Origin of the sequence: Streptomyces sp. NPDC091292, assembly GCF_044757265.1 — a bacterium.
GTDB lineage: Bacteria > Actinomycetota > Actinomycetes > Streptomycetales > Streptomycetaceae > Streptomyces.
Window position 1 is genome coordinate 141,882 of sequence record NZ_JBIVUQ010000008.1, and the last position, 25,412, is coordinate 167,293.

General features: G+C 71.4%; 24 protein-coding genes. 6 read left to right on the forward strand and 18 right to left on the reverse strand.

What is annotated here, in order from left to right; translation table 11 throughout:
- Position 1: 1 nt before the first annotated feature.
- Positions 2–979, reverse strand: coding sequence for an aspartate carbamoyltransferase catalytic subunit (locus ACIQNU_RS22835; RefSeq protein ID WP_401369324.1), 978 nt, complete (start codon positions 977–979; stop codon positions 2–4).
- Between the two features lie 148 nt (positions 980–1,127).
- A complete protein-coding gene (gene pyrR, locus ACIQNU_RS22840) occupies positions 1,128–1,748 on the reverse strand; it encodes a bifunctional pyr operon transcriptional regulator/uracil phosphoribosyltransferase PyrR (RefSeq protein WP_401369911.1) in 621 nt (206 codons plus the stop codon).
- 251 nt (positions 1,749–1,999) lie between these two features.
- Here pyrR and bldD point away from each other — a divergent pair, with 251 nt between their 5' ends.
- The gene (gene bldD, locus ACIQNU_RS22845; protein WP_017945577.1) at positions 2,000–2,500 is read left to right on the forward strand and encodes a transcriptional regulator BldD; all 501 of its coding nucleotides are present in this window, start codon (positions 2,000–2,002) and stop codon (positions 2,498–2,500) included.
- 157 nt (positions 2,501–2,657) lie between these two features.
- Here the strand turns inward: bldD and nusB are convergent, their stop codons facing one another.
- The 13 genes from nusB to ACIQNU_RS22910 all read right to left on the reverse strand — a co-directional run bounded on the left by nusB (position 2,658) and on the right by ACIQNU_RS22910 (position 16,018).
- Positions 2,658–3,092, reverse strand: a complete 435-nt coding sequence (nusB, locus tag ACIQNU_RS22850) for a transcription antitermination factor NusB (protein WP_401369327.1) — start codon at positions 3,090–3,092, stop codon at positions 2,658–2,660.
- Between the two features lie 2 nt (positions 3,093–3,094).
- Positions 3,095–3,661 (reverse strand): elongation factor P, encoded by a 567-nt coding sequence (gene efp, locus ACIQNU_RS22855; protein ID WP_401369330.1) that lies wholly within the window; start codon positions 3,659–3,661, stop codon positions 3,095–3,097.
- 71 nt (positions 3,662–3,732) lie between these two features.
- Positions 3,733–4,839: an aminopeptidase P family protein gene (locus ACIQNU_RS22860; protein ID WP_401369333.1), complete on the reverse strand. Its 1,107-nt coding sequence runs from the start codon at positions 4,837–4,839 to the stop codon at positions 3,733–3,735.
- Between the two features lie 128 nt (positions 4,840–4,967).
- A complete protein-coding gene (locus tag ACIQNU_RS22865) occupies positions 4,968–5,975 on the reverse strand; it encodes an AAA family ATPase (protein WP_401369335.1) in 1,008 nt (335 codons plus the stop codon).
- A 270-nt stretch (positions 5,976–6,245) separates the two neighbouring features.
- Positions 6,246–7,340 carry a 3-dehydroquinate synthase gene (aroB, locus tag ACIQNU_RS22870; RefSeq protein WP_401369338.1) on the reverse strand — a complete coding sequence of 365 codons (1,095 nt, stop codon included), beginning with the start codon at positions 7,338–7,340 and terminating at the stop codon, positions 6,246–6,248.
- On the reverse strand, positions 7,337–7,873 hold the full coding sequence (locus tag ACIQNU_RS22875) for a shikimate kinase (RefSeq protein WP_401369913.1): 537 nt from the start codon (positions 7,871–7,873) through the stop codon (positions 7,337–7,339). Before ACIQNU_RS22875 ends, aroB begins: the two co-directional genes overlap by 4 nt.
- Before the next feature lie 38 nt (positions 7,874–7,911).
- Entirely contained in the window at positions 7,912–9,096 is a 1,185-nt protein-coding gene (aroC, locus tag ACIQNU_RS22880; RefSeq protein WP_401369341.1) for a chorismate synthase, read from the reverse strand.
- Between the two features lie 159 nt (positions 9,097–9,255).
- Positions 9,256–10,146: a shikimate dehydrogenase gene (locus ACIQNU_RS22885; RefSeq protein WP_401369344.1), complete on the reverse strand. Its 891-nt coding sequence runs from the start codon at positions 10,144–10,146 to the stop codon at positions 9,256–9,258.
- The gene (mltG, locus tag ACIQNU_RS22890) at positions 10,121–11,959 is read right to left on the reverse strand and encodes an endolytic transglycosylase MltG (protein ID WP_401369346.1); all 1,839 of its coding nucleotides are present in this window, start codon (positions 11,957–11,959) and stop codon (positions 10,121–10,123) included. Before mltG ends, ACIQNU_RS22885 begins: the two co-directional genes overlap by 26 nt.
- A 124-nt stretch (positions 11,960–12,083) precedes the next feature.
- Positions 12,084–12,548 (reverse strand): Holliday junction resolvase RuvX, encoded by a 465-nt coding sequence (ruvX, locus tag ACIQNU_RS22895; protein ID WP_401369349.1) that lies wholly within the window; start codon positions 12,546–12,548, stop codon positions 12,084–12,086.
- Positions 12,548–15,220 carry an alanine--tRNA ligase gene (gene alaS, locus ACIQNU_RS22900; RefSeq protein ID WP_401369352.1) on the reverse strand — a complete coding sequence of 891 codons (2,673 nt, stop codon included), beginning with the start codon at positions 15,218–15,220 and terminating at the stop codon, positions 12,548–12,550. Before alaS ends, ruvX begins: the two co-directional genes overlap by 1 nt.
- The gene (locus ACIQNU_RS22905) at positions 15,220–15,567 is read right to left on the reverse strand and encodes a hypothetical protein (RefSeq protein WP_401369355.1); all 348 of its coding nucleotides are present in this window, start codon (positions 15,565–15,567) and stop codon (positions 15,220–15,222) included. The genes alaS and ACIQNU_RS22905 overlap by 1 nt, the downstream gene beginning before the upstream one ends.
- 7 nt (positions 15,568–15,574) lie before the next feature.
- On the reverse strand, positions 15,575–16,018 hold the full coding sequence (locus ACIQNU_RS22910; RefSeq protein ID WP_401369357.1) for a DUF948 domain-containing protein: 444 nt from the start codon (positions 16,016–16,018) through the stop codon (positions 15,575–15,577).
- 261 nt (positions 16,019–16,279) lie between these two features.
- On the opposite strand from ACIQNU_RS22910, the gene ACIQNU_RS22915 reads away from it, so the two are divergent.
- Positions 16,280–18,442, forward strand: a complete 2,163-nt coding sequence (locus ACIQNU_RS22915; protein ID WP_401369360.1) for an ATP-binding protein — start codon at positions 16,280–16,282, stop codon at positions 18,440–18,442.
- A 27-nt stretch (positions 18,443–18,469) separates the two neighbouring features.
- Here the strand turns inward: ACIQNU_RS22915 and rpsD are convergent, their stop codons facing one another.
- The 3 genes from rpsD to ACIQNU_RS22930 form a co-directional block, all read right to left on the reverse strand.
- Complete coding sequence (gene rpsD, locus ACIQNU_RS22920; RefSeq protein WP_401369363.1) at positions 18,470–19,084, reverse strand: 30S ribosomal protein S4; 615 nt, start codon at positions 19,082–19,084, stop codon at positions 18,470–18,472.
- A gap of 384 nt (positions 19,085–19,468) precedes the next feature.
- Positions 19,469–20,839, reverse strand: coding sequence for a replication-associated recombination protein A (locus ACIQNU_RS22925; protein ID WP_401369366.1), 1,371 nt, complete (start codon positions 20,837–20,839; stop codon positions 19,469–19,471).
- 91 nt (positions 20,840–20,930) lie between these two features.
- A complete protein-coding gene (locus tag ACIQNU_RS22930) occupies positions 20,931–21,575 on the reverse strand; it encodes a vitamin K epoxide reductase family protein (protein WP_401369368.1) in 645 nt (214 codons plus the stop codon).
- Between the two features lie 152 nt (positions 21,576–21,727).
- Here ACIQNU_RS22930 and ACIQNU_RS22935 point away from each other — a divergent pair, with 152 nt between their 5' ends.
- From ACIQNU_RS22935 to ACIQNU_RS22950, 4 genes are read left to right on the forward strand one after another with little or no spacing between them, the layout of a single operon-like run.
- Positions 21,728–22,639 (forward strand): ABC transporter ATP-binding protein, encoded by a 912-nt coding sequence (locus ACIQNU_RS22935; protein WP_401369370.1) that lies wholly within the window; start codon positions 21,728–21,730, stop codon positions 22,637–22,639.
- On the forward strand, positions 22,636–23,505 hold the full coding sequence (locus tag ACIQNU_RS22940) for an ABC transporter permease (RefSeq protein ID WP_401369373.1): 870 nt from the start codon (positions 22,636–22,638) through the stop codon (positions 23,503–23,505). Before ACIQNU_RS22935 ends, ACIQNU_RS22940 begins: the two co-directional genes overlap by 4 nt.
- Entirely contained in the window at positions 23,463–24,788 is a 1,326-nt protein-coding gene (locus ACIQNU_RS22945; protein ID WP_401369376.1) for a sensor histidine kinase, read from the forward strand. Before ACIQNU_RS22940 ends, ACIQNU_RS22945 begins: the two co-directional genes overlap by 43 nt.
- The gene (locus ACIQNU_RS22950; protein ID WP_401369379.1) at positions 24,785–25,405 is read left to right on the forward strand and encodes a response regulator; all 621 of its coding nucleotides are present in this window, start codon (positions 24,785–24,787) and stop codon (positions 25,403–25,405) included. Before ACIQNU_RS22945 ends, ACIQNU_RS22950 begins: the two co-directional genes overlap by 4 nt.
- The last annotated feature ends 7 nt before the right edge of the window (positions 25,406–25,412 follow it).

Consider the following 25,412-nt stretch of genomic DNA (forward strand, 5'->3'; position numbering starts at 1 on the left):
CTTACTTCTCCTCGGTACGGGTGTGGGTGACGGCGGGTTCGTTGCCGCCGAGCAGCAGATAGAGGACCGCCATGCGGATGGAGACACCGTTGGTGACCTGCTCGACCACGGTGCAGCGCGGGGAGTCGGCGACCTCGGCGGTGATCTCCATCCCGCGGACCATCGGCCCGGGGTGCATCACGACGGCGTGCTCGGGCATCCTCGCCATCCGGTCGCCGTCGAGCCCGTAGCGGCGCGCGTACTCGCGCTCGGTGGGGAAGAACGCGGCGTTCATCCGCTCGCGCTGCACCCGCAGCATCATTACGGCGTCCGACTTGGGCAGCACGGCGTCGAGGTCGTACGAGACGTGGCAGGGCCAGCGCTCGACGCCGACGGGCACCAGGGTGGGCGGGGCGACGACGGTGACCTCGGCGCCGAGGGTGTGCAGCAGGTCGACGTTGGACCGGGCGACGCGGCTGTGCAGGACGTCGCCGACGAGGGTGATGCGCTTCCCGGCGAGGTCCTTGCCGATCCCCTCGTCGCGGCCGACGAGCCGGCGCCGCATGGTGAAGGCGTCGAGGAGGGCCTGGGTGGGGTGCTGGTGGGTGCCGTCGCCCGCGTTGATGACGACGGCGTCGATCCAGCCGGAGGTGGCGAGCCGGTAGGGCGCTCCGGAGGCGCCGTGCCGGATGACGACGGCGTCGACGCCCATCGCCTCCAGGGTCTGCGCGGTGTCCTTCAGGGACTCGCCCTTGGAGACCGACGAGCCCTTGGCGGTGAAGTTGATGACATCGGCGGAGAGCCGCTTCTCGGCCGCCTCGAAGGAGATCCGGGTCCGGGTCGAGTCCTCGAAGAAGAGGTTGACGACGGTACGGCCGCGCAGGGTCGGCAGTTTCTTGATCGGCCGGTCGGCGACCCGGGCCATCTCCTCGGCGGTGTCGAGGATCAGGACGGCGTCGTCGCGGGTGAGGTCGGCGGCCGAGATGAGATGACGCTGCATCTTTCAGGCTCCGTAAGGCAGTTCAGGACATCGTGGGCCCGGGGGTCGTCCCCGGTGGGGCACGGCGGAGGGGCGCGTGCGGGTGCGTACGGCGGCGGTGCGGGCGGGTCCGTGTCACCGGACGGGCCGGGGGGCCGTACGCGCGGGGCTACTGCTCGCCGACGGGCGCGGGCGACTTCAGACCGAGCAGGACGGTGTCGCGGCCGTCCTCCTCGGCGAGCTGGACCTTGACGGTCTCGCGCAGCGAGGTGGGGAGGTTCTTGCCGACGTAGTCGGCTCGGATGGGCAGTTCGCGGTGGCCGCGGTCGACCAGGACGGCGAGCTGGACGGCGCGGGGGCGCCCGATGTCGTTCAGGGCGTCGAGCGCGGCGCGGATGGTGCGGCCCGAGAAGAGCACGTCGTCGACGAGGACGACCAGGCGGCCGTCGATGCCGTCGGCGGGGATCTCGGTGCGGGCCAGCGCGCGCGGGGGGTGCATGCGCAGGTCGTCGCGGTACATGGTGATGTCGAGGGAGCCGACCGGCACGGCGGCACCGGTGATCTCGGCCAGTTTGGCGGCGAGCCGCTGCGCGAGGTGGACCCCGCGGGTGGGGATACCGAGAAGCACCACGTCGTCGGCGCCCTTGGCGCGTTCGACGATCTCGTGGGCGATGCGGGTCAGGACCCGTGCGATGTCGGGGGCCTCAAGAACGGGGCGGGCGGCATCGGGGCTGCTCGTGTCCGGGTTGATCCTGTCCGGGCTGTTCGCGTTCGGGCTGTTCACATCCATGGGAGCCATGGGAAACAGACCTCCTTCTCCGCCTCACGGGACGGACCTTAAAGGACGTCGGATTTGCGCCACTCAGATTAGCAGGCCGCCTGTTCCCCCTGTTCACCCCCTCACCGTGCGCCTCGGGCCGGGGCAGGGAAGAGTCGGTGCTGACCATTCGGCTTGACGCATGCAAGTCACGCTGCGTAACCTCACAGTGAGTCACCAGCCGCGCGGCCCAGCCGCTCGATGACACAGTGTCCGGGAGCTATATGTCCAGCGAATACGCCAAACAGCTCGGGGCCAAGCTCCGGGCCATCCGCACCCAGCAGGGCCTGTCACTCCACGGCGTCGAGGAGAAGTCCCAGGGACGCTGGAAGGCCGTCGTGGTCGGGTCGTACGAGCGCGGGGACCGTGCCGTGACCGTGCAGCGCCTGGCCGAGCTGGCGGATTTCTACGGTGTGCCGGTGCAGGAACTGCTGCCGGGCACCACTCCGGGCGGGGCCGCAGAGCCGCCGCCGAAGCTCGTTCTGGACCTGGAGCGGCTGGCACATGTGCCGGCCGAGAAGGCGGGCCCGCTGCAGCGGTATGCCGCCACGATCCAGTCCCAGCGAGGTGACTACAACGGCAAGGTGCTGTCGATCCGCCAGGACGACCTGCGCACCCTCGCCGTCATCTACGACCAGTCGCCGTCCGTCCTCACCGAGCAGCTGATCAGCTGGGGCGTGCTGGACGCGGACGCGCGCCGTGCGGTGGCCCACGAGGAGGGCTGACACCCCACCGCTCACCTGAAGAAACGTGCCGCCGGGCGGCGACAAGTCACCCGATCGGCGTAACGACCAGGGAGGGCCCGCAGCATCTCGCTGCGGGCCCTCCCTGGTCGTTCTCCCGTGCTCCGGACAGGTCCGGTCGGATCCGGTCAGGATCCGGTCAGGCCTCCTCGCGCCGAAGGCTCGGCTTGAGGTCCTTGAACCGGCCCAGGAGTCCGTTGACGAAGGCGGGTGAGTCGTCCGTGGAGAACTCCTTGGCGAGCTGCACTGCCTCGTCGAGCACCACGGCGTCGGGGGTCTCGTCGACCCAGATCAGCTCGTACGCCCCGAGCCGCAGGATGTTGCGGTCGACGACGGGCATCCGGTCCAGCGTCCAGCCGACCGCGTACTGCGAGATCAGCTCGTCGATGCGGGCCGCCTGGGTGGCGTACCCCTCGACGAGCTGCATCGTGTACTCGCTGACCGGCGGCTGCCGGGTGTCGGTCCGCGAGTGCCGGATCCAGTCCCCGAGGACCGTGACGACGTCGGCGCCGCGCTGGTCGCCCTCGAAGAGGATCTGGAAGGCACGCTTGCGGGCCGTGTTACGAGCAGCCACGGTTAGCTGTTCACCCGGCCGAGGTAGTCGCCCGAGCGCGTGTCCACCTTGATCTTCTCGCCGCTGGTGATGAAGAGCGGGACCTGGATCTCGTACCCGGTCTCCAGCTTGGCGGGCTTGGTGCCGCCGGTGGAGCGGTCGCCCTGGACGCCCGGCTCGGTCTCCGCGATGACCAGCTCGACGGCGGCGGGCAGCTCGACGTAGAGCACCGAGCCCTCGTTCTGCGCGACGACGGCCTCGAAGCCCTCGATCAGGAAGTTGGCGGCGTCGCCGACGGACTTGCGGTCGACGTGCAGCTGGTCGTACGTGTCCATGTCCATGAAGACGAAGTACTCGCCGTCCATGTACGAGAACTGCATCCCGCGCTTGTCGACAGTGGCCACCTCGACCTTGACACCGGCGTTGAACGTCTTGTCCACCACCTTGCCGGACAGCACGTTCTTCAGCTTGGTGCGGACGAAGGCCGGGCCCTTGCCTGGCTTGACGTGCTGGAACTCGACGACGGACCAGAGCTGGCCCCCGTCGAGCTTGAGCACCATGCCGTTCTTGAGGTCATTCGTGGAAGCCACGGTTGCGGAATCTCCTGGACTGACGTGGACGACCAGGGCGCCCGCGTCCGGCTCCTCAGCGACGGCTGAGGCTAGAGCGCGAGCAGCTCCTTGGTCGTGATGGTGAGTAGCTCGGGTCCGCCGTCCGCCTCGGGGCGGACGACGAGCGTGTCATCGATCCGGACTCCGCCCCGGCCAGGGAGGTGAACCCCCGGTTCGACGGTGACCGGCACACAAGCGTCCAGTTTACCCATGGCCGCGGGGGCGAGCTGCGGCTCCTCGTCGATTTCGAGTCCGACACCGTGTCCGGAGACGGGTGCGAGGCCCTCACCGTGCCCCGCCGAGCCCAGTACTTGGCGGATCGCGCGGTCGACGTCGCGGCAGGCGGCGCCGGGCACCAGGGCCTCGCGTCCGGCGCGCTGAGCGGCGAATACCAGGTCGTACAGCTCGATCTGCCAGTCCGCGGGCGAGGTGCCGATGACGAAGGTACGGCCGATCTCGCAACGGTAGCCGCGGTAGGTGGCGCCGAGGCAGACGGAGAGAAAATCACCCTCCTCGACCCGGCGGTCGGTGGGGCGGTGGCCGCCGCGTCCGGCGTTGGGTCCGGTGCCGACGGCGGTGGGGAAGGCCGGGCCGTCGGCGCCGTGGTCGACGAGGCGGCGCTCCAGCTCCAGCGCGAGATGGCGTTCGGTGCGGCCGACGAGGATCGATTCGAGGAGTTCGCCGAGCGCCTGGTCGGTGATCTCGGCGGCGATCCGCAGACAGGAGATCTCCTCCTCGTCCTTGACGAGCCGCAGCTGCTCGACGGCGCCGCCGAGGTCGCCGAGGCGCAGCCGGGGCGCGACGGAGCCGAGTGCGCGGTGCCGGGCGACGGTCAGATGGTGCTCCTCGACGGCCAGGGACTCCACGCCGAGCGAGGCGGCGACTCCGGCGGCGGCGACGGCCGGATCCCCCGCGGGCGCGGGCAGCAGACGGGTGCGCAGGGTGTCGTCGGGGCGGCCGGGGGCGGTCTGTCCGGCGGGCGGTGCCGCGCACAGCAGCAGGTCCTCTCCCCCGCCCACGAGGAGGACGGCGCCCTCGGGCGCGGGTCCGGCGAGATAGCGGACGTTGGCGGGCCGGGAGACCAGAGCCGCCGCACTGCCGCCCGCCGCGCACCGCTCGCGCAGCCGCTCCCGGCGGACCGCGTACACCTCTGACATGACCCGAGCCTACGAGCGCCGCCGGAAGTCGGCCCGGTCAGTGCGTCCGACCGGGCGGCGGGAAAGCGCCGGGGAGCGTGGTGAGGAGTGCCGCGAGGGCGGGTGCTACGGCGGTGAGGACGGCCGGGTCACCACTGCGGGGGGCTGGCGATGGAGCGGGCCAGTACGTCGTCGAGGACGCGGGCGGTGGCCGGGACGTCGAGCTGGGAATTGTCGATGATCGGCAGCCCCGATCCGTACCAGCCGGCCATCCGGCCATGGATACGGGCGACTTCCTCGTCGGTGAGGCGGCGGTTGCCGCTGCGCTCGGCGTTGCGCTCCAGGACGATCTCCAGGCCCGGCAGCAGGACGACGGGCAGCAGCCCCGGTCCCACATGCCGTTTCCAGCCACCGAGCCCGACGACGGGCCGGTCGGGGAAGACGGCGTCGTCGAGGATGCACGAGATGCCGTTGGCCAGGAAGTTACGGGCGGCGAAGCCGCAGGTGCGGCGGGCCAGGCGGTACTGGGCCTCCGAATGGTCGTTCCACCCCGACTGCGGGTCGGCGAAGCCGGAGCGCACCCATTCGCGGACGTCGTCCAGGCTGATGTGCGCGGTGGGGACGCGGCGGTGGTCCGCCCAGTACTTGGCGACGCTGGTCTTGCCCGCGCCGGCCGGCCCGATGAGCAGCACGGCGAGGGTGATCCCGGCCAGGTCGGTGCCGCCGGGGGCGGGCGGCGGACTCGGCATGGCCACGGGTCCGCCGGGCGGCAGCTGCATATGTCCGGTGGTCTCGGGCGAGGGGGGTATCGGCCCGTACGGCGGGCCCGCGTGGTGCTGCGGGGCCGGTGCCCGGGGCGGGGTGCCGGGGGCGGGCGGGCGGCCGGGGACATGGGGCGGTGCGGGCGCGTGCTGCGGGGCGCCGGCCTGCGGCGGGGCGCCCGGCGCCGGGGGGTGCGGTGCGGGGGCGTGCGGCCGGGGTGCCGGGGAGTGGGGCGGTGGGGGGCTGCCGGGCGCTCCGGCGGTTCCCGGTGGCGGGCCCGCGGGGGCGGGGCCCGGGTGTCCTCCCGGGTGGTGCGCGGCCGATGACCAGCCGTCGGCCGGTCCCTGCCCCGGTCGGTGGGGCGGCGGCAGCGGAGACCCCCCTGCGTGCTGCATCCGGTGCCACTCCGTCTCGTACAGGCAACTGGCGCTGGCGAACGGGCCGTACAGCCCCGGTCCGCTACCGAACGGTACCTGCCCCGGCCGCCGTTGTGTGAACGGCCGGGGACACCGCGAAGTGCCCGGAAGCCGGGTGGCTTGTTCCCTTCGGTCGCGACCGCCGACGATGCGGTCGCGTACCGCCGGTTACTCGGCCGTTTCTTCTGCCGCGGCTTAACCGGATCACCCGGCCCACTCGGACTGCCCGGCCTACGGGGACTGCCTGGCCTACTTGCCGACTTCGCCGTAGGCGGCGAGCAGGACGGCCGGGTCGGGGCCCTCCAGGACGGTGGGCTTGGCGAGGCCGTCGAGGACGATGAACCGCAGCAGGTCGCCCCGGGACTTCTTGTCGACCTTCATGGTCTCCAGGAGCTTGGGCCACTGGTCGTAGCGGTAGCTGACGGGCAGTCCGACGGCTTCCAGGATCGTGCGGTGCCGGTCGGCCGTCGCGTCGTCAAGGCGTCCGGCGAGACGGCCGAGTTCGGCGGCGAAGTGCATCCCGACCGCGACGGCGGCGCCGTGCCGCCACTGGTAGCGCTCGTTCTTCTCGATGGCGTGCGCGAGGGTGTGACCGTAGTTCAGGATCTCCCGCAGCCCGGACTCCTTCAGATCCCCGGACACCACCTCGGCCTTGACCTTGATGGACCGCTCGATCAGCTCGGAGGTGTGCGGCCCCGCGGGGGTGCGGGCGGCTTCCGGGTCCTCCTCGATCAGGTCGAGGATCACGGGGTCGGCGATGAATCCGGCCTTGATGATCTCGGCGAGCCCGGACACGTAGTCGTTCACGGACAGCGAGTCCAGGGCGGCGAGGTCGCACAGCACACCGGCCGGCGGGTGGAAGGAGCCGACGAGGTTCTTGCCTTCGGCGGTGTTGATCCCGGTCTTGCCGCCGACCGCCGCGTCCACCATGCCGAGCACGGTCGTCGGTACGGCGATCCAGCGCACCCCGCGCAGCCAGGTCGCCGCGACGAATCCGGCGAGGTCGGTGGTGGCGCCGCCGCCGACCCCGACGATGACGTCGCTACGGGTGAACCCGGACTGGCCGAGCGCCTTCCAGCAGTACGCGGCGACCTCGGCGGTCTTCGCCTCCTCGGCGTTGGGCACCTGGATGGCGACGGCATCGAAGCCCTGGTCGGCGAGGTCCGCGCGCAGCGCCTCGCCGGTGCCTTCGAGCGCTTCGGGGTGGATCACGGCGACGCGCTTGGCCCGGCCGCCGATCAGCACGCCCAGCTCACCGAGCAACTGGCGTCCGATCAGCACCTCGTAGGGCTCGGTGCCGGCGGTACCGCCGATCTGGATCCGGGTGAGTGCCTGCTCGGTCATTCCTTCTCCTGCCGGGGTTCCGCGTCGTGGTCCGGATGCTGGTCGCCGGGTCCTGCCGCCTTCAGCTCCAGGGCGTCGAGGACCGCGTGGGCGACCTCGTCGGGGGTGCGGCCGTCCGTGGCGACGACGGCCCGTGCGACGTCGGTGTAGTGGTGGCGGCGCGCTTCCATCAGTTCGCGCCACTGGCGGCGCGGGTTGACGGCGAGCAGCGGGCGGGCCACGTTCAGGCCGGTGCGCTTCACGGCCTCCTCGACGTCCATCGACAGATAGACGACGGGGTGCGCGGCGAGCAGGGCGCGTGTGTCGGCGTCGAGGACGGCGCCGCCGCCGAGCGAGAGGACGCCCGGATGGTCCGCGAGGGCGGTACGGACGGCTTCCTTCTCGGCGGCGCGGAAGTAGGGCTCTCCGTCGTCCACGAAGATGTCCGAGATGGGGCGGCCCTCGGCGGTCACGATGTCGTCGTCGGTGTCGCGGTACGCACAGCCCAGCCACTCGGCGAGGAGTGCGCCGACCGTGGACTTGCCCACGCCCATCGGCCCGACGAGGACGACGGCGGGCCCGGTCACGGCGGTCACCGGATGTGCAGGTTGTCGAGGTACGAGCGGACGTTGCGCCGGGTCTCCGGGACGCTGTCGCCGCCGAACTTCTCGGCGACCGCGTCGGCGAGGACCAGCGCCACCATCGCCTCGGCGACGATGCCGGCCGCCGGGACCGCGCACACGTCGGAGCGCTGGTGGTGGGCCTTGGTGGCCTCGCCGGTGGAGACGTCGACGGTGGCGAGGGCGCGCGGCACCGTCGCGATGGGCTTCATCGCGGCCCGTACGCGCAGGAGTTCACCGGTGCTCAGGCCGCCCTCGGTGCCGCCGGAACGGCCGGTCGAGCGCCGGATGCCGTCGTCCGTGGAGACGATCTCGTCGTGCGCCTGCGAGCCGGGGACCCGGGCGAGGCCGAAGCCGTCGCCGACCTCGACGCCCTTGATGGCCTGGATGCCCATGAGCGCGGCGGCGAGCCGGGCGTCGAGGCGCCGGTCCCAGTGCACATGAGAGCCGAGGCCGACCGGGACACCGTACGAAAGGACCTCGACGACGCCGCCGAGGGTGTCGCCGTCCTTGTGGGCCTGGTCGATCTCGGCGACCATCGCCTTCGACGCGTCGGCGTCGAGGCAGCGCACCGGGTCCGCGTCGAGCTTCTCGACGTCGGCGGGTACGGGGAGGACGCCGTACGGGGCCTTCGCGGACGCCAGCTCCACGACGTGGCTGACGATCTCGATGCCGGCGGTCTCCTTGAGGTAGGAGCGGGCCACCGCGCCGAGCGCGACGCGGGCCGCGGTCTCCCGTGCGGAGGCGCGCTCCAGGATCGGGCGGGCCTCGTCGAAGCCGTACTTCTGCATGCCCGCGAGGTCGGCGTGGCCGGGCCGGGGGCGGGTGAGCGGGGCGTTGCGCGCGAGCTGGTCGAGTTCGGCCGGGTCGACCGGGTCGGCGGACATGACCTGTTCCCACTTGGGCCACTCGGTGTTGCCGACCATGATCGCGATCGGGGAGCCGAGGGTGAGGCCGTGCCGGACGCCGCCGAGGAACGTGACCTGGTCCTGCTCGAACTTCATCCGGGCGCCGCGTCCATAGCCGAGGCGGCGGCGCGCGAGGTGGTCGGCCACCATCTCCGTGGTGATCGGGACGCCGGCGGGAAGTCCCTCCAGCGTCGCCACCAGTGCGGGGCCGTGCGACTCCCCCGCGGTCAGCCAGCGCAACCTGCTCAACGGTGCTCCTCTTGCTCGCGCCTGGATCGTGCGGCGGCGCGGCCGGGGTACGCACCCCTGCCCCGCCCCCTCGATCCTCCCACGTCCGGGGAAGAGCCCACCCACAAGGTCCACCACGCGGACAGCGCGGAGGCCGTCCCGGGGCGGGGAAAGGACCGGTCAGCGGTCCTTCAGGGCGCGCTCCCCGGCGTGCCGCATCGCCGCCAGTGGTCCCGTCGCCACGCCGGTCATCTGCTCCACCTGGAGGACGGCCTGGTGGACGAGGAGGTCGAGCCCGCCGACGACCGCTCCGCCGTACGCGGACCACCGCGCCGCGAGCGTGGTGGGCCACGGCTCGTAGAGCACGTCGAAGAGGGTGGCGGGCCGGCCCGGCACCTCGGCGGCGAGGGCGTCCGTCGCGCCCGCGGGGGTGGTCGCGATCACCAGCGGGGCGCGCAGCGCCTGCCCGGCGTCCGCCCAGTCCGCCGTCCGTACGTCGAGATCGAGCCGTTCGCCCCACTGCCGCATCTCGGCGGCCCGCTCGGGCCCCCGGACATAGGCGACGACCTCACCGGTGCAAATCCGGGCCAGGGCGGCGAGCGCCGACGACGCGGTGGCCCCGGCGCCGAGCACGGCGGCGCTCTCCACGCTCTCGACCCCGCGCTCCCGCAGCGCCGCGACCATCCCGGGGACATCGGTGTTGTCGCCGGTCCGGCGCCCGTCCTCGGTGAAGACGACGGTGTTGACGGCCTCCACGGACGCCGCGGTCGGGGTCACCGCGTCGAGGAGCGGGATGACGGCCCGCTTCAGCGGCATCGTGAGCGACAGTCCGGCCCACTCCTCGCCGAGCCCGTCGAAGAACCCGGGCAGCCCGGCCTCGTCCACCTCGAAACGGCCGTACGTCCAGCCGTCGAGGCCCAGCTCCTCGTACGCGGCCCGGTGCAGCACCGGGGAGAGGGAGTGCGCGATCGGCGAACCGAGCACGGCGGCCCTGCGGCGCTTCACGCGCACGGTTTCGTCGGCCCGCTCCCTCTCCCGCTCCCGCTCAGCCGTCGTTCTGCCGTCGTTCATTGAATTCCTGGACCAGTTTCTCGTGCTCGGCCAAGGTCGTCGTGAATTTGGTCGTCTTTCCGTCGATGGAGATGAAGTACATCCAGTCGCCGCCATCGGGATCGATTGCCGCCTTGAGCGCATCATCGCCCGGGTTGCCGATCGGCCCCGGCGGCAGCCCCGTATTCACATAGGTGTTGTACGGGTCCTGGAAGTTCCGGATTTCCTTCGTCGAAATGTCGATCTTGCTCTGACCCTTGGCGTAGTTGTACGTCGAGTCGAATTCGATTTTCCCGTTGCTGGAGGTGTTCGTCTCCTTGAGGCGGTTGTACACGACGGCGGCCATCTTCTTGAAGTCGTCGTGCGTCATGCCTTCGGCCTGCACCAGGCTCGCGACGGTGACGAGCTGCATCGGGTCCTTCAGACCGACACCCGCGGCCTTCTTCGCCACGTCGTACTCTTCGTACTTCGCCTTGGCCTGCGCCACCATCTTCTTCAGCACGTCGGCCGGCTTCATACCCTTGGCCACGGGATAGCTGGCGGGGTAGAGGAATCCTTCCAGCGGATCCTTTATGTCCTTGTTCGTATTCGCCCAGGACGGGAGTCCGAGAGACTTGAGATCCTTCTTCGCGACGTCCTTCGTGGTGCCTTCCGGCAATTGGAGCCGCTTGTCGATCTCCTCGTACACCCAGGCGTTCCTTCGGCCTTCCGCGATGATGAGGTTGTTACGGCTCTTCGGGTTGAGCATCAACGCGACGGCGCTGTCGGCGGACATCTGTTTGTTCATGGTGTAGACGCCGGCCTGGATCGAGTTGCCCTTCGGGTTCTGCGCCTGCGCGGCCACGAACGCGTCCACGCTCTTGACGACGCCGGCCTCCTTGAGCCGCTGCCCGATGGTGTAGCCGAGCGCGCCCTTGGGGATTTCGACGACGACGGTCGTGGAGGTTCCGTCGCCCGCGAAGTCCGGGGCCTTGCCGAACTTGTGCTGGTAGAACTGGTAGCCGAAGTAGCCCACACCGCCGAGTCCGCCCCCGAAGACCAGGGTGACGACCAGGCAGGCGCAGCCGCTGCGACGCTTCTTCCCTTTGCCTTTGCCGCCGCGCCCGCGCCGGTCCCCGCGTCCGCCGCGCCGGCTGCGGGACTCGTCCTCGGCGTCGTCGTCCTCGTCCTCGCCGGAGAAGAAGGCGTGTTCGCCCTGGTCGGGTCCCGGATCCCAGTCCGGCTCGGGTTCGGGGGCGGGCTTGCGCCGGGCGGGCGGCTCGGGCGGCGGGTACGCGTCGGGGGTGCCGTAGTAGTCGGGGTGCTCGCCGGTGTATCCGGGGTGCCGTCCGCCGTAGGGGTCGGCGGGGTCGGCGCCGTACGGCAACTGGCCGTGGCTTCCGGTGTCCCAGGTGCCCTGGTACTGCTGGTCGTACCCGGTCTGCTGCTGGCCCTGGACCGGGTGCTGACCCTGGGCCTGATGCTGACCCTGGGCCTGATGCTGCCCGGTGCCCCACTCGTCGTACTGCTGCTGCGGCTGCTGGGGGTGTTGCGGCTGCTGAGGATGCTGGGGCTGCTGCGCCTGCTGACCGTAGTGCTGCTGCTCGTACTGCTGCGGCTGCTGCTGCGGGTACTGCTGCCCCTGCCCCTGCCCCTGCTGGGGATACCCCTGCTGCGGATACTGCCCCTGGGGCTGCTGCTGCTGGTGCGGCTGCTGCGGATACTGCTGCTGCGGCTGGCCGCCGTAGGGCGCCTGGCCGTCGGCCACCTGCTGCCCTCCCCATCCGATGTCCCCGTACAACGGGTCCTCCGGATGCCACGGTTCGGAGCCTGGGCCCCGGCCATACTCAGTCATCGATCCCCTAGAGCCGCGAGGCGGCGGCTGCTGCTGGGCGCGGGGCACGGCATCGCATCCACCTCTTGCTGTGCGGCGGCTGTTCGAACACCGCCGCATCGCGCGGAACGTTACCGTATCGCGATCAGATGACCACTTCGACGCCCTCACCCGGCGGATTGCCTGACGCCCGTTCGGACTCCAGGGCGCTCTGGAGGATGACGACGGCCGCCACCTGGTCGATCACCGACCGCCCCTTCTTCGCGTTCACGCCCGAAGCACGCAGCCCCTGACCGGCCGTCACCGTGGTCATCCGCTCGTCCACGAGCCGGACCCCGACGGGCGCGATCCCCCGGGCGAGTTCCCCGGCGAACGCGCGGACCTTGACCGCGGCCGGTCCCTCGCCCCCCTTGAGGGAGCGCGGGAGTCCGACCACGACCTCGATGGGCTCGTACTCCTCGACGAGTTGACGCAGCCTCCGGTGGGCGGCCGGGACATCGCGTCCCGGCACGGTCTCCACCGGGGTGGCGAGGATCCCGTCGGGGTCGCAGGAGGCGACCCCGATCCGGGCGTCCCCGACGTCGATCGCGAGGCGCCGGCCGCGGCGCATCAGGAGGCGGTGTCCGCGACGAGGCGTTCGACGGCGTCGACGGCGTCACCGATCGCGGCCGGGTGCTGGCCGCCGCCCTGGGCGACGTCGGGCTTGCCGCCCCCGCCGCCGCCGAGGGTCTTCGCGGCCGTACGGACCAGGTCACCGGCCTTGAGCCCGCGCTCGCGCGCGGCCTCGTTGGTGGCGATGACGGTCAGCGGCTTGCCGCCCACGGCGCTGAACAGGGCGACAACGGCGGGGCGTCCGCCCTGGATACGGCCACGCACGTCGAGGACGAGGCGGCGCAGATCGTCGGCGGTGGTGCCGTCGGGGACCTGGCCGGTCACCAGGGCGACACCGCGGACGTCCTTGGCGCTCCCGGCGAGACCGGCGGCGGCCTGGAGGACCTTCTCCGCGCGGAACTTCTCGATCTCCTTCTCGGCGTCCTTCAGCTTGGCGAGCATGCCGGCGATCTTCTCGGGCAGCTCCTCGGAGCGGCCCTTCACCAGCTCCTGGAGCTGGGCGACGACCGTGTGCTCGCGGGCCAGGAAGTTGTAGGCGTCGACGCCGACCAGGGCCTCGATACGCCGGACACCCGAGCCGATCGAGGACTCTCCGAGCAGCTTCACCAGGCCGAGCTGGGCGGTGTTGTGGACATGCGTACCGCCGCACAGCTCCTTGGAGAAGTCGCCGATGGTGACGACCCGCACCCGCTCGCCGTACTTCTCGCCGAACTCGGCGATGGCGCCCTGCTTCTTGGCCTCGTCGATGCTCATGACCTCGGCCTGGACGTCCAGCTCGCGGGCCAGCACCTCGTTGATCTTCTGCTCGACGTCCCTGAGGACCGTGCCGGGCACGGCGGACGGGGAGCCGAAGTCGAAGCGGAAGCGGCCGGGCTGGTTCTCGGAGCCGGCCTGGGCGGCCGTCGGGCCGAGGGCGTCGCGCAGCGCCTGGTGCGTGAGGTGCGTGGCGGAGTGGGCGCGGGCGATGGACGTACGGCGGCGGGTGTCGATCGTGGCGTGCGCGGCGGCACCGACGGTGACCTCGCCGACCTGGACGACGCCCTTGTGCACGTACACCCCGGGGACCGGCTTCTGACAGTCGCGGACCTCGACCACGGCGCCGGTGTCGAGCCGGATGCGGCCCGTGTCACCGATCTGCCCGCCGCCCTCGGCGTAGAACGGGGTGCGGTCGAGGACGATCTCGACCTCGTCGCCCTCGGTGGCGGCGGGTGAGGAGACGCCGTCGACCAGGATGCCGACGACGGTGGACTCGCCCTCGGTGTCGGCATAGCCGATGAAGTCGGTCGCGCCGGAGACGTCGGCGATGGCGCGGTAGGCACCGAGGTCGGCGTGGCCGGTCTTCTTGGCGAGGGCGTCGGCCTTGGCGCGCTCCCGCTGCTCCTTCATCAGGCGCCGGAAGCCGCTCTCGTCCACGGAGAGGCCCTGTTCGGCGGCCATCTCCAGGGTGAGGTCGATCGGGAAGCCCCAGGTGTCGTGGAGCAGGAACGCCTTGTCGCCGGCGAGTACCGTGCCGCCGCCGGCCTTGGTGTCGGTGACGGCCGAGTCGAGGATGTTGGTGCCGGCCTTGAGGGTCTTGAGGAAGGCGGCCTCCTCGGCGAGGGCGACGGTCTCGATGCGCTGCCGCTCGCCCTCCAGCTCCGGGTACTGCTCGCTCATCGACCGGATGACGGTGTCGACCAGCTCGCCGGCGACGGGTCCGGTGGCGCCGAGCAGGCGCATATTGCGGATGGCGCGGCGCATGATGCGGCGCAGGACATAGCCCCGGCCCTCGTTGCCGGGGGTGACGCCGTCGCCGATGAGCATGACCGAGGTGCGCATGTGGTCGGAGACGACGCGCAGCGAGACGTCGCTGGTGTGGTTCTCGCCGTACCGCACGCCGGTGAGGGCGGTGGCCTTGTCGATCACGACCCGTGAGGTGTCGATCTCGTACATGTTCTGGACGCCCTGGAGGATCATCGCGAGGCGTTCGAGGCCGAGGCCGGTGTCGATGTTCTTGCTCGGCAGGTCGCCGAGGATCTCGAAGTCCTCCTTGCCGGTGCCCTCGCCCCGCTCGTACTGCATGAAGACGAGGTTCCAGATCTCTACGTACCGCTCGTCGTTGACGGCGGGGCCGCCCTCTTCGCCGAACTCGGGGCCGCGGTCGTAGTTGATCTCGGAGCAGGGGCCGCAGGGGCCCGGGACACCCATGGACCAGAAGTTCGGGCCCATGCCGAGGCGCTGGATGCGCTCGGCGGGGACGCCGATGGTGTCGCGCCAGATGCGCTCGGCCTCGTCGTCGTCCTTGTAGACGGTGATCCAGAGCCGCTCCGGGTCCAGGCCGTACCCGCCGTCCGCCTGCGAGCTGGTCAGCAGCTCCCAGGCGTACTTGATGGCGCCTTCCTTGAAGTAGTCGCCGAAGGAGAAGTTGCCGCACATCTGGAAGAAGGTGCCGTGCCGGGTGGTCTTGCCGACCTCTTCGATGTCCGGCGTGCGGACACACTTCTGCACGCTGGTCGCGCGGTCGTACGGGGGCTTGACCTCGCCGAGGAAGTACGGCTTGAAGGGGACCATGCCCGCGGGGACGAGGAGCAGCGTCGGGTCGTCCGCGATCAGCGACGCCGACGGCACGACGGTGTGCCCGCGCTCCTCGAAGAAGCGCAGCCAGCGGCGACGGATTTCAGCCGACTCCATCAGTGGTCCCCATTTCTGGTCGTTCCTTTGTGCGAGTACGTATGTCCGATGGCGCGGGTCCCGGCGGGCCGGCCCTGGAGTGCGGCGGTGGCGCGCTGCGGGGGCAGCTCGCCGTCGACCGGCGCGTCCAGGCCGAGCGCCTCGCCCAGCTCCGCCTCGCGCTGGACCATGCCGTCGCGGACGTCGAGGGCGAAGTCCTTGAGGCGGTGGCCCGCGTCGAGCGCCTTGTTCGCCGCTTGCGCGGCAAGGCTCTCCGGGGTGAGCTGCCGGAGCTTGCTGTGCACCTTGGTGGTGGCCCAGACGCCGGCTGCGGCGCCCGCGGTGAACCAGAACGTACGGCGGAACATCGCTGCGTCAGTCCTTCTTCCGCTTGCCCCGCCGCCCGGTCGGGACGGCTCGGCCCACGATCACGGTACGCCGGGACGGCTGGGTGGGCGGGTTCGTCGCGGGTGCGCTCTTGCGGCCGATGGCCCGGCGCACTCCATAGCCGAACGCCGCGACCTTGACCAGCGGGCCGCCGAAGGTGGAGGCGACGGTGGAGGAGAGCGCGGAGGCGTTCGACGTGACTTCCTGGACGTCGGACGCGATGGCGTCGACGCGGTCGATCTGGGTCTGTGCGGAGCGCACGGCCATGGAGGCGTCAGCGAGGAGCGGTACGGCCTGGTCGGTCACGTCCGCGACGAGTTTGGTGGTCGCCCTGAGCGTCTGGGCCAGCCTCGCCAGCGCCACGGCGAGGAAGGAGACCAGGATCGCCCAGAAGACGGCCACCAGAATCCCGGCAACCTCTCCACCCGACACGGTGCACCGCTCCTTGAGACTTCGGCCCCGGAACCTGGGATCCAGGGCGCTGTGAACATCGAAAAGTGTTTCCCGAGCCTATCGCGCCCATCGCGCCGCTCCCTACCGGATTACCGGCGGCGGGCGCGGGGAGTTGGCGCGAAGCGATTGTACGGAGTGTTTACACGCGGGTACGCTCCGTACCTCATGCGACGCTCTCGGCGCCCAGGCTCCTGGACGAACGATTCTGCACGGCTTTCAGGGACTTCACGGATCTCCACGATGAACAGCGGTCTCCCGTTGGAACTCAACGCCTTTGTCGGACGCTCCACCGAACTCGCGGGCCTGGCGGACGCGCTGACGGCCTCTCGCCTGGTGACCGTCACCGGGGTCGGCGGGGTCGGCAAGTCGCGCCTGGCCGCGCACGCGGCGGCGGGCCTCGCCCCGCGCGACGGTGTGCGACTGGTCGAACTGGCGCCGGTACGCGGCACGGAGCTGGTGGAGTACGCGGTCCTGGAGGCGCTGGGACTCACCGATCACACGTCGCGGCCGGCCCGTGAGGTGCTGCTCGACTGGTTCGCGGACCGTGAACTGCTTCTCCTGGTCGACGGGTTCGAACATGTGGTGGACTCCTGCGCGGCGCTGCTGCGGGAACTGCTGGGCCGGGCGCCGGGGCTGCGGGTCCTGGCGACCGGGCGCAGACCGCTGGCGGTCACCGGTGAACAGGTGTTCCCGGTGGGTCCGCTGCCGGAGCGGGACGCCGTCGCGCTGTTCGTGCGGCGCGCGACCGCGGTGGTGCCGGGCTTCGCGCTGGACGACGGCAACCGTCGTGACGTGGAGGACGTGTGCCGCCGTCTCGACGGCATTCCGCTGGCGGTGGAGCTGGCCGCGGGCCGTCTTTCCGCCCTGTCGCCGGGTCAGGTGCTGCACCGTCTGGACGACCGGTTCCGGCTGCTGACGGGCCGTGGCCGGGGTGCGCTGCCCCGGCACCGGACGCTGCGTACGGCGATCGGCTGGAGCCATGAGCTGTGCACGCCGGAGGAGCGGTTGCTGTGGGCGCGGCTCTCGGTGTTCTCGGGGCCGTTCGACCTGGAGGCCGTCGAGTACGTGTGCAGTGGTGACGGGCTCTGCGCGGACCAGGTGCTCGATGTGCTGACCGAGCTGATCTCGCAGTCCGTGGTGGGCCGCGAGGACGGTCCGGCGGGGGCGCGTTACGCCATGCTCGACACGGTGCGCGCGTACGGCGCCGAGTGGCTGGAGGCGACGGGGGACGCGGCCCGGCTGCGGCGCCGGCACCGGGACTGGTTCATGGGCCTTGCGACCTGGTGCGAGCTGGACTGGTTCTCGCCCCGGCAGGCGGAGGTCGCCGCGCGCGTGGAGGCGGAGCTGCCGAATCTGCGGATCGCCCTGGAGTTCTCGCTGAACGAGCCGGGCGAGGCGCATCTGGGTCAGCATCTGGCGGGGACGCTGTGGTTCTACTGGGTGGGCTGCGGGCGGCTGTCGGAGGGCCGGCACTGGCTGGAGCGGAGCGTGGAACCGGACGACGGGTCCGGGCCCGGCGCCGCCGACGACTACACCGAGGCGCGGCTGAAGGCGCTGTGGGTGCTCGGGTATGTCGCGATCCTCCAGGGCGACGTGGTGCCCGCGCTCGCCGCGCTGCACGAGTGCCGGGCGGAGGCGGAGCTGACGGGCAACGCCACGGCGGTCGCCTATGTCGAGCACCGCACGGGCTGTCTGGCGCTGGTCACGGACGACGCCCGGCGCGCGGAGGAGCTGCTGCGTTCGGCGCTGGGCCAGTACCAGGAGATCGGCGAACTCAACAGCAATGTGCTGATGGCGCAGGTCGAGCTGGCGATGTCGCTCGTCTTCCAGGGCGACGTCAAGGAGGCGGTGGGCCTGTGCGAGGACGTGCGGCGGGTCTGCGAGGACCACGGCGAGCGGTGGACCCTCGCGTACGCCCTGTATGTCCTGGGGCACGCGGCCTGGGCGTCCGGCGATCTGGGGCAGGCTCGGCGGCTGCTTGAGGAGTGTCTGGCCATCGACCACGCGTTCCACGATCTGCTGGGCACGGTCCTGGCCGTGGAACTGCTCGCGCTGATCACGGAGTCGGAGGGCGACCCGGTGGAGGCGGCGGTGCTTCAGGGCGCGGCGGCCCGCATGTGGCCGTCGGTGGGCCTGCCCCTGTTCGGCTCGCAGCACTACAACGCGCCGCACGAACTGTGCGAGGAGCGGGCTCGCGCGCGGCTGGGCGACGTCCGGTACGACGAGTGCGTACGGGCGGGGGCGCGGCTCGGTACGGACGCGGCGGTGGCGCGGGCGCTGGGCAGGGGTGGGGAGCGGCCTCACCGGGCGCTGCCCGGACCGCGTGCACAGGCGCCGGGGTCCCCGGGAACGCGAGAGCCCTCCGCCTCCCCGGCTCCGAAGAGCGGGGAGACGGCGGGCTGAGGCGCTAAGGCTGGTACCGCGTCCGGGTCAGCGGGCGTAGTACTCGACGACGAGCTGCTCGTCGCAGATCACCGGGATCTCCTTGCGCTGCGGGTCGCGGTCCAGACGGAACGCGAGCGCGCGCAGGTTGACCTGGAGGTAGCGCGGGGTCTCGCCGTCGGGGGCGAAGCCGCCCTCGCGGGAGACCTGGAACAGCGACTTCTCGCGGGACCGCTCGCGGACCATCACGACATCGTCGGGACGGACGCGGAAGGACGGCTTGTCGACCTTCTTGCCGTTGACCTCGATGTGGCCGTGGACGACCATCTGGCGGGCCTGGTAGATGGTGCGGGCGATGCCCGAGCGCAGGACGAGCGCGTCGAGGCGGCGCTCCAGCTCGATGATCAGGGCCTCACCGGTCTTGCCCTGGACCTTGCTGGCACGCTCGTACGCACGCACGAGCTGACGCTCGGAGACGTCGTACTGGGCGCGAAGGCGCTGCTTCTCCAGCAGTCGGACCTTGTAGTCCGAGTTCTGCTTGCGGCCACGGCCGTGCTCACCCGGGGGGTAGGGACGGGCCTCGAAGTACTTGACGGCCTTCGGGGTCAGCGCGATGCCGAGGGCACGCGACTTCTTGACCTTGGGGCGGGACTGGTTCGTCACGAACCGAACCTCTCTTGTCTGTGAAAAATCGGCTTCACCAGGGTTAGGGAGGTCGCATCCGCAGCCTGGGGAAACCCGTCGTGACCTGCCGTTTCGGGCCGGTCGGGCGGGCAGCCGCTCCCCTGGTCTGGGCACATACGTGCAGCACGCGAGTGGCCCACCGACCGCCGTGGGTACGGGGTGGTGGGCTGCCCGCGACACCGTTCGACGGTGCGCGACGCTCCTGGATCACCCGGCCCGGGGGCCGGGGCTCCGGCTGCTTGTCCCGTTCTGGTGATGCCGGTCGGAACCGGACACGGGACGCAGCGCTGCGGGAGAGTTTACCGGGTCGGCGGGGTGGTGCGGACCGGGTGCCCGTCAGTCGCCAGCCGTGCGTCGTGCCCGTCAGTCGTCCGTCGTCCCCGGCTGCTCGCCCTTCAGTCGCTCGCGGACCCGCTCGACCACATCCGCGTACCGCGCCTCGGCGCCGTACCGCGTGGGCCGGTAGTAGCGCCTGCCCTCGACGGCCTCCGGGGCATACCGCTGGGCCGCGATGCCGCCCGGGACGTCGTGCGGGTACACATAGCCCTGGGCGTGGCCGAGTTTGGCGGCGCCTTTGTAGTGGCCGTCGCGGAGGTGGGGCGGTACGGGTCCGGCGAGGCCCTTGCGGACGTCTTCCATGGCGGCGCCGATGGCGAGGGTCGCGGCGTTGGACTTCGGGGCGAGGGCGAGGGCGATCGTCGCGTGGCTGAGGGTGAGCGCGGCCTCGGGGAAGCCGATGAGGGCGACGGCCTGGGCGGCGGCGACGGCGGTCGGCAGCGCGGTGGGGTCGGCGAGGCCGATGTCCTCACTGGCGGAGATCATCAGGCGCCGGGCGATGAACCGGGGGTCCTCGCCCGCCTCGATCATGCGGGCCAGGTAGTGCAGGGCCGCGTCGACGTCGGAGCCCCGGATGGACTTGATGAGGGCGCTCGCCACGTCGTAGTGCTGGTCGCCGTCCCGGTCGTACTTCACAGCCGCCCGGTCGACCGACTCCTCCAGGGTCTGGAGGGTGATCTCGGGCTCGCCCTTGGCGATCGCGGCTCCGGCACCGGCCTCCAGGGCGGTGAGGGCGCGGCGGGCGTCGCCGCCGGCGATGCGCAGGAGGTGCGCCTCGGCACCGTCGGCGAGCGTGACGGCTTCGCCGAGGCCGCGCTCGTCGGTGAGGGCGCGGCGGAGCAGTCCGCGCAGGTCCTCGTCGGTGAGGGGTTCGAGGGTGAGCAGGAGGGAGCGGGACAGGAGCGGGGAGATCACCGAGAAGTACGGGTTCTCGGTGGTGGCGGCGATGAGGGTGACCCAGCGGTTCTCGACGGCGGGCAGCAGGGAGTCCTGCTGGGCTTTGCTGAAGCGGTGGATCTCGTCCAGGAAGAGGACCGTCTCCTTGCCGTACCCGCCCGTGGCCCTGCGGGCGCCCTCGATGACCGCGCGGACCTCCTTGACGCCCGCGGTGATCGCGGACAGCTCCACGAAGCGTTTGTTGGTGGCCTTGGAAACGACATAGGCGAGGGTTGTCTTGCCGGTGCCGGGCGGGCCCCAGAGGATCACCGACGAGGGTCCGGCGGGGCCGCCGCCGCCTTCGCCGACGAGGCGGCGCAGGGGGGCTCCGGGCTTGAGCAGATGCTGCTGGCCGACGACCTCGTCAAGGGTGCGCGGGCGCATACGCACGGCCAGGGGGCTGCTCGCCGGGTCCTTCTCCTGGCGTTCTTCGGCTGCGGCGGTGAACAGATCGGGCTCCACGTGCTGAACCCTATGTCACCCCACCGACAGTCCGGCCGGGCCCCGGATTCCGGGGCCCGGCCGGGCCTTACGCGCGCGTGGGGCGGTCGGTTCAGCTGGTCCAGAAGTCCCACCAGCGGGTCAGGATCAGCATGCCGATGATCCCGACGTGCAGGACGGGGAGGACCCAGGTGAACTCGCCGAAGAAGCTCCGCAGCCAGCCTGGTGCCGGGATGAATCCCTTGCGGATGTTGAAGGAGGTCACGTACCAGAACATGACGATGGTGGCGACCCAGGCGAGGCAGCACCACAGGCACAGGGAGCTGATGCGGTAGAGGGACTGGTACTGGAGCCAGGTGCAGAAGCCGACGCCGAAGAGGGTGCCGGCGTTGAAGGTGAGCCAGTACCAGCGGGGGAAGCGGGCACGGCCCAGCAGGCTCATGCCTACGCAGATCACGACGGCGTAGGCGGCAAGACCCAGCATCGGGTTCGGGAACCCGAACGCCGACGCCTGCTCGCTCTTCATGATGTTCCCGCAGGACACCACCGGGTTCAGGCTGCACCCCGGCGTGAAGTTCGGGTCTTCGAGCAGCTTGAACTTGTCGAGCGTGATCACCCAGGACGCGAGCAGCCCCGCCGCACCCGTGATCACCAGAAGCAGCGCGAGGGCATGGCTCCCACCGACCGCGCCGGACGGGGCTTCCGGCCCGTCGGGCGTGGAGGAGGCGCTGTTGCCTGCGGTCGTCGTCTTGGTCATCACGCCGTTCCGTCATTCGAGTGGTCGCCGGGGCACGGTCATTGTGCCGTACGCGGACAGGTGTCCACCGTTCGATGGACATAAGAAGGTACGTCCGGAGGTCCCGGAGCCCCGGATTCGGCGGGAGGCTCCCTGACATGACGGAAAGTGCCATGAGAAGCACCACGGAACGCGCCGCCGAGCGCACCGGGGAGCGCGCGACAGGGACCGCGGCGGGGCTCGCGGTGGACGTACGGGGACTGCTCAAGCGCTATGGCGAGGTGACCGCCGTGGACGGCGTGGATCTCGCGATCCGGGAGGGCGAGGTCTTCGGCATCCTCGGCCCGAACGGCGCGGGCAAGAGCACCACCGTCGAGATCCTTCAGGGCAACCGCACCCGCGACGGGGGGCAGGTGCGTGTGCTCGGAAGTGATCCCGGGACGGCGGGCCGGGAGTGGCGCGCGCGGGTGGGCGTCGTCTGGCAGGACGAGTCGGCGCCCGCGGAGCTGACCGTCCGCGAGACCGTGCGCCACTTCGCCCGCTACTACCCACGGCCGCGCGACCCGGAGGAGGTCGTCGCGCTGGTCGGTCTTGAGGCGAAGGCGGGCAGCCGTGTCAAGGCGCTCTCGGGCGGCCAGCGGCGACGGCTCGACGTGGCGCTCGGTGTGATCGGCGGGCCCGATCTGCTGCTGCTCGACGAGCCGACGACCGGGTTCGACCCGGCGGCCCGCCGGCAGTTCTGGGAGCTGATCCGGCGGCTCGCGGACGAGGGCACCACCATCGTCCTGACCACGCACTACCTGGAGGAGGCGGAGGCGCTCGCCGACCGGCTCGCCGTGATCGCGAAGGGCCGGGTCGTCGCCGAGGGCGAACCCGCGGAGCTGCGCCACCGGTACGGGTCGGATGCCACCGTGGAGTGGCAGGCGGACGACGGATCACCGCGCGCGGAGCGGACGACGACCCCTACGCGGACGGTCGCGGAGCTGGCGCGCCGGTTCGACGGGGAGATCCCGGGGCTTCGGGTGAGCCGCCCCACCCTGGAGGACGTGTATCTGCGGCTCACGGGACAGGAGGAGCAGGCATGAGCGGCACAGGCGTGAGCGGCACGGCCATCGACACGGCGGCCGACGCCGACCGTTCCCGTACGGACCGGTTGCCGAGCGCCTGGAGCCTGGGTCTGGCGCGCGGGGCGCTGGAGGTGAAGCAGTTCTTCCGGCTGCGCGAGCAGGTGGTGTTCACGTTCGCCTTCCCGATCGTGTTCCTGTTCCTGTTCGCGTCGATCTTCGCCGACACCATGGAGAACACCGGCTCCACGGCGTCCCAGCACTATGTGGCGTCGATGATCGCCTCGGGGATCATGGCGACGAGCTTCCAGTCGCTCGGCATCTCGATCGCCGTGGAGCGGGACGAGAAGGCGCTGCGCAGGCTGCGGGGCACCCCGATGCCGCCGGCCGCGTACTTCCTCGGCAAGATCTGGCTCGTCCTGGTGACCGGCGTCCTGGAGACGGCGCTGCTGCTGCTGTTCGGTACGACGGTCTACGACCTCGACCTGCCGTCGACCGCGGACAAGTGGCTGACCTTCGGCTGGATCTTCGTCCTGGGGCTGACCGCGTGCGCGCTGCTCGGGATCGCGGTGAGCAGTGTGCCCAGGTCGGCGAAGAGCGCGAACTCCGTGGTCGTGCTGCCGTTCCTGGTGCTCCAGTTCATCTCCGGCGTCTACATCCTGGTGGACACGCTTCCGCACTGGATGCTGGGGATCGGGGCGCTGTTCCCGCTGAAGTGGATGGTCCAGGGGCTGCGCGGGGTGTTCCTGCCCGAGACCGCCGCCGTCCTGGAACCGGCGGGCAGCTGGGAGTTCGGCCATATCGCCCTGGTGCTCGGCGCCTGGTGCGTCGGAGGATTGCTCCTGTGTCTGCTGACCTTCCGGTGGAAGAACCGGGGCGAGAACTGACGGCCGGTTCCCCGGCGGCTCCCAGGGGCGCCGACGCGTACGGCCTGCGTCGGCGCCCCTGGGACGCGTACTTCGCCGTCGTCTGGGCCGCCACGGTGGTGTTCACGCTGAGCGCCCCGGAGCCGGACCTTCCGATCCGGCTGACCGCCGCCGGCGTGTTCACGCTGCTCGTGCCCTGGTACATCGGGGCCGGGCGGCGCACGCTGGGTGTGCCCGACAGCGACCCGGAGCGTCCGAGGCGCGCGGTGCGGTACATCGCCGGGGCCGTGGTCCCGTTCGTGGTCGCGGCGGCGCTGGTCGGCGAGGTCCGGCTCGCGACCTTCGCGCTCGGGCCGCAGTGCTTCATGCTGCTGACGCTCCGCCAGGCGATGGTCGCGGTGACCGTCTTGAATGTGGTGCCGGTGACGGGGTGGGCGCTCCTGTGGCGCCCGCCGTGGGAGTCCGTCTTCTTCAACTCGGTCTTCGCGCTGGTCACGCTCACGTTCTCGGCGGTGATGGGCGCCTGGGTGATCCGGATCATCGACCAGAGCGTCCATCGCGCCGATCTCATCGCCGAACTGGCGGCGAGCCGGGAGGAGATCGCGCGGCTGTCGGCGGTGCAGGGGGCGCTGGCGGAGCGGGAGCGGATGTCCCGCGAGATCCATGACACGCTCGCGCAGGGGTTCACCAGTCTGGTCATGCTGGTACAGGCCGTCGAGGCGGAGCTGGACCACGACGTGCCGCAGGCCCGCCGCCATCTGGGGCTGATGGCGGAGACGGCGCGGCAGAACCTCGCCGAGGCCCGCGCCCTGGTCGCCGGGCGGGCCCCCGCCGACCTGGACGACGGCTCACTGCCGGACGCGCTGCGCCGTCTCGCCGCCCGGCACGAGGCTCCGGCCCGGGTCGAGGTCACCGGCCGGGCACGCCCCGTACCGGCCGGCCTTGAGGTGGTGGCGCTGCGCTCCTGTCAGGAGGCGCTGGCCAATGTGCGCAAGCACGCGGGCATCGGCGCCGCCGTGACCCTGACCCTCGACTACGCGGACGACGCCCTGACCGTCGGCGTACGCGACACCGGCCGCGGCTTCGCGCCCGAGGCCCCGGAGCACGACGGCTCCGCAGCGGACGCCACGCGCGCGGGATACGGTCTGCGGGGGCTGCGGGCCCGTGCGGCCGAGGTCGGCGGCCGGGCCGATGTGTTCAGTGTGGTCGGCGAGGGCACGACCGTGATCGTCCGGCTCCCGGTACCCGCGGCGCCGGAGCCGGGGACCGCACCGGAGTCCCCGTCCGAAAGGAGCGCGCCGTGATCCGTGTCGTCCTGGCCGACGACCACCCCGTCGTCCGTGAGGGGCTGCGCGCGATGCTGAGCGCCGAGCCCGATCTCGATGTCGTCGGCGAGGCGTCGAACGGGCCGCGCGCCGAGGCGCTCGCCGCCGAACTGCGGCCGGACATCGTCCTGATGGATCTGCGGATGCCGGGCGGTGACGGCGTCGACGCGATCGTACGGATGTCGGAGGCCGGGCTGCCGTGCCGGGTGATCGTGCTGACCACGTACGAGTCGGACCGGGACATCCTGCGGGCGGTGGAGGCCGGGGCCGCGGGCTATCTGCTCAAGGACATGGCGCGGGGTGAGCTGGCCGACGCGGTACGGGCCGCGGCGCGCGGTGAGACCGTGCTCGCGCCGTCGGTCGCCGCCCGGCTCGTCGACCAGCTCCGCACCAGGCCGCAGCGGCCCCGGCTCTCGGAGCGTGAGACCGCCGTACTGCGACTGGTCGCCGAGGGCTGCACCAACGCGGAGATCGGGCGCCGGCTGCACATCGGCGAGTCGACGGTGAAGACGCATCTGCTGCGCGCCTTCGGCAAGTTGGGCGTGGACGACAGGACGGCGGCCGTGACGAGCGCGATGCGCCACGGCCTGCTCTGACTCCACC

Excerpts from the sequence above, each read along its gene's own strand:
- ACIQNU_RS22940 (WP_401369373.1), top strand. The coding sequence starts at position 22,636 with ATGAGCGGCACAGGCGTGAGCGGCACGGCCATCGACACGGCGGCCGAC.
- pyrR (WP_401369911.1), bottom strand. The coding sequence starts at position 1,748 with ATGGATGTGAACAGCCCGAACGCGAACAGCCCGGACAGGATCAACCCG.
- ACIQNU_RS22905 (WP_401369355.1), bottom strand. The coding sequence starts at position 15,567 with ATGTTCCGCCGTACGTTCTGGTTCACCGCGGGCGCCGCAGCCGGCGTC.
- bldD (WP_017945577.1), top strand. The coding sequence starts at position 2,000 with ATGTCCAGCGAATACGCCAAACAGCTCGGGGCCAAGCTCCGGGCCATC.
- alaS (WP_401369352.1), bottom strand. The coding sequence starts at position 15,220 with ATGGAGTCGGCTGAAATCCGTCGCCGCTGGCTGCGCTTCTTCGAGGAG.
- ACIQNU_RS22835 (WP_401369324.1), bottom strand. The coding sequence starts at position 979 with ATGCAGCGTCATCTCATCTCGGCCGCCGACCTCACCCGCGACGACGCC.
- ACIQNU_RS22915 (WP_401369360.1), top strand. The coding sequence starts at position 16,280 with ATGAACAGCGGTCTCCCGTTGGAACTCAACGCCTTTGTCGGACGCTCC.
- ACIQNU_RS22875 (WP_401369913.1), bottom strand. The coding sequence starts at position 7,873 with ATGGGCGTGGGCAAGTCCACGGTCGGCGCACTCCTCGCCGAGTGGCTG.
- aroB (WP_401369338.1), bottom strand. The coding sequence starts at position 7,340 with ATGACCGAGCAGGCACTCACCCGGATCCAGATCGGCGGTACCGCCGGC.
- ACIQNU_RS22885 (WP_401369344.1), bottom strand. The coding sequence starts at position 10,146 with ATGAACGACGGCAGAACGACGGCTGAGCGGGAGCGGGAGAGGGAGCGG.
- ACIQNU_RS22860 (WP_401369333.1), bottom strand. The coding sequence starts at position 4,839 with ATGTCAGAGGTGTACGCGGTCCGCCGGGAGCGGCTGCGCGAGCGGTGC.
- ACIQNU_RS22865 (WP_401369335.1), bottom strand. The coding sequence starts at position 5,975 with ATGCAGCACGCAGGGGGGTCTCCGCTGCCGCCGCCCCACCGACCGGGG.
- mltG (WP_401369346.1), bottom strand. The coding sequence starts at position 11,959 with ATGACTGAGTATGGCCGGGGCCCAGGCTCCGAACCGTGGCATCCGGAG.
- ruvX (WP_401369349.1), bottom strand. The coding sequence starts at position 12,548 with ATGCGCCGCGGCCGGCGCCTCGCGATCGACGTCGGGGACGCCCGGATC.
- ACIQNU_RS22930 (WP_401369368.1), bottom strand. The coding sequence starts at position 21,575 with ATGACCAAGACGACGACCGCAGGCAACAGCGCCTCCTCCACGCCCGAC.
- ACIQNU_RS22935 (WP_401369370.1), top strand. The coding sequence starts at position 21,728 with ATGAGAAGCACCACGGAACGCGCCGCCGAGCGCACCGGGGAGCGCGCG.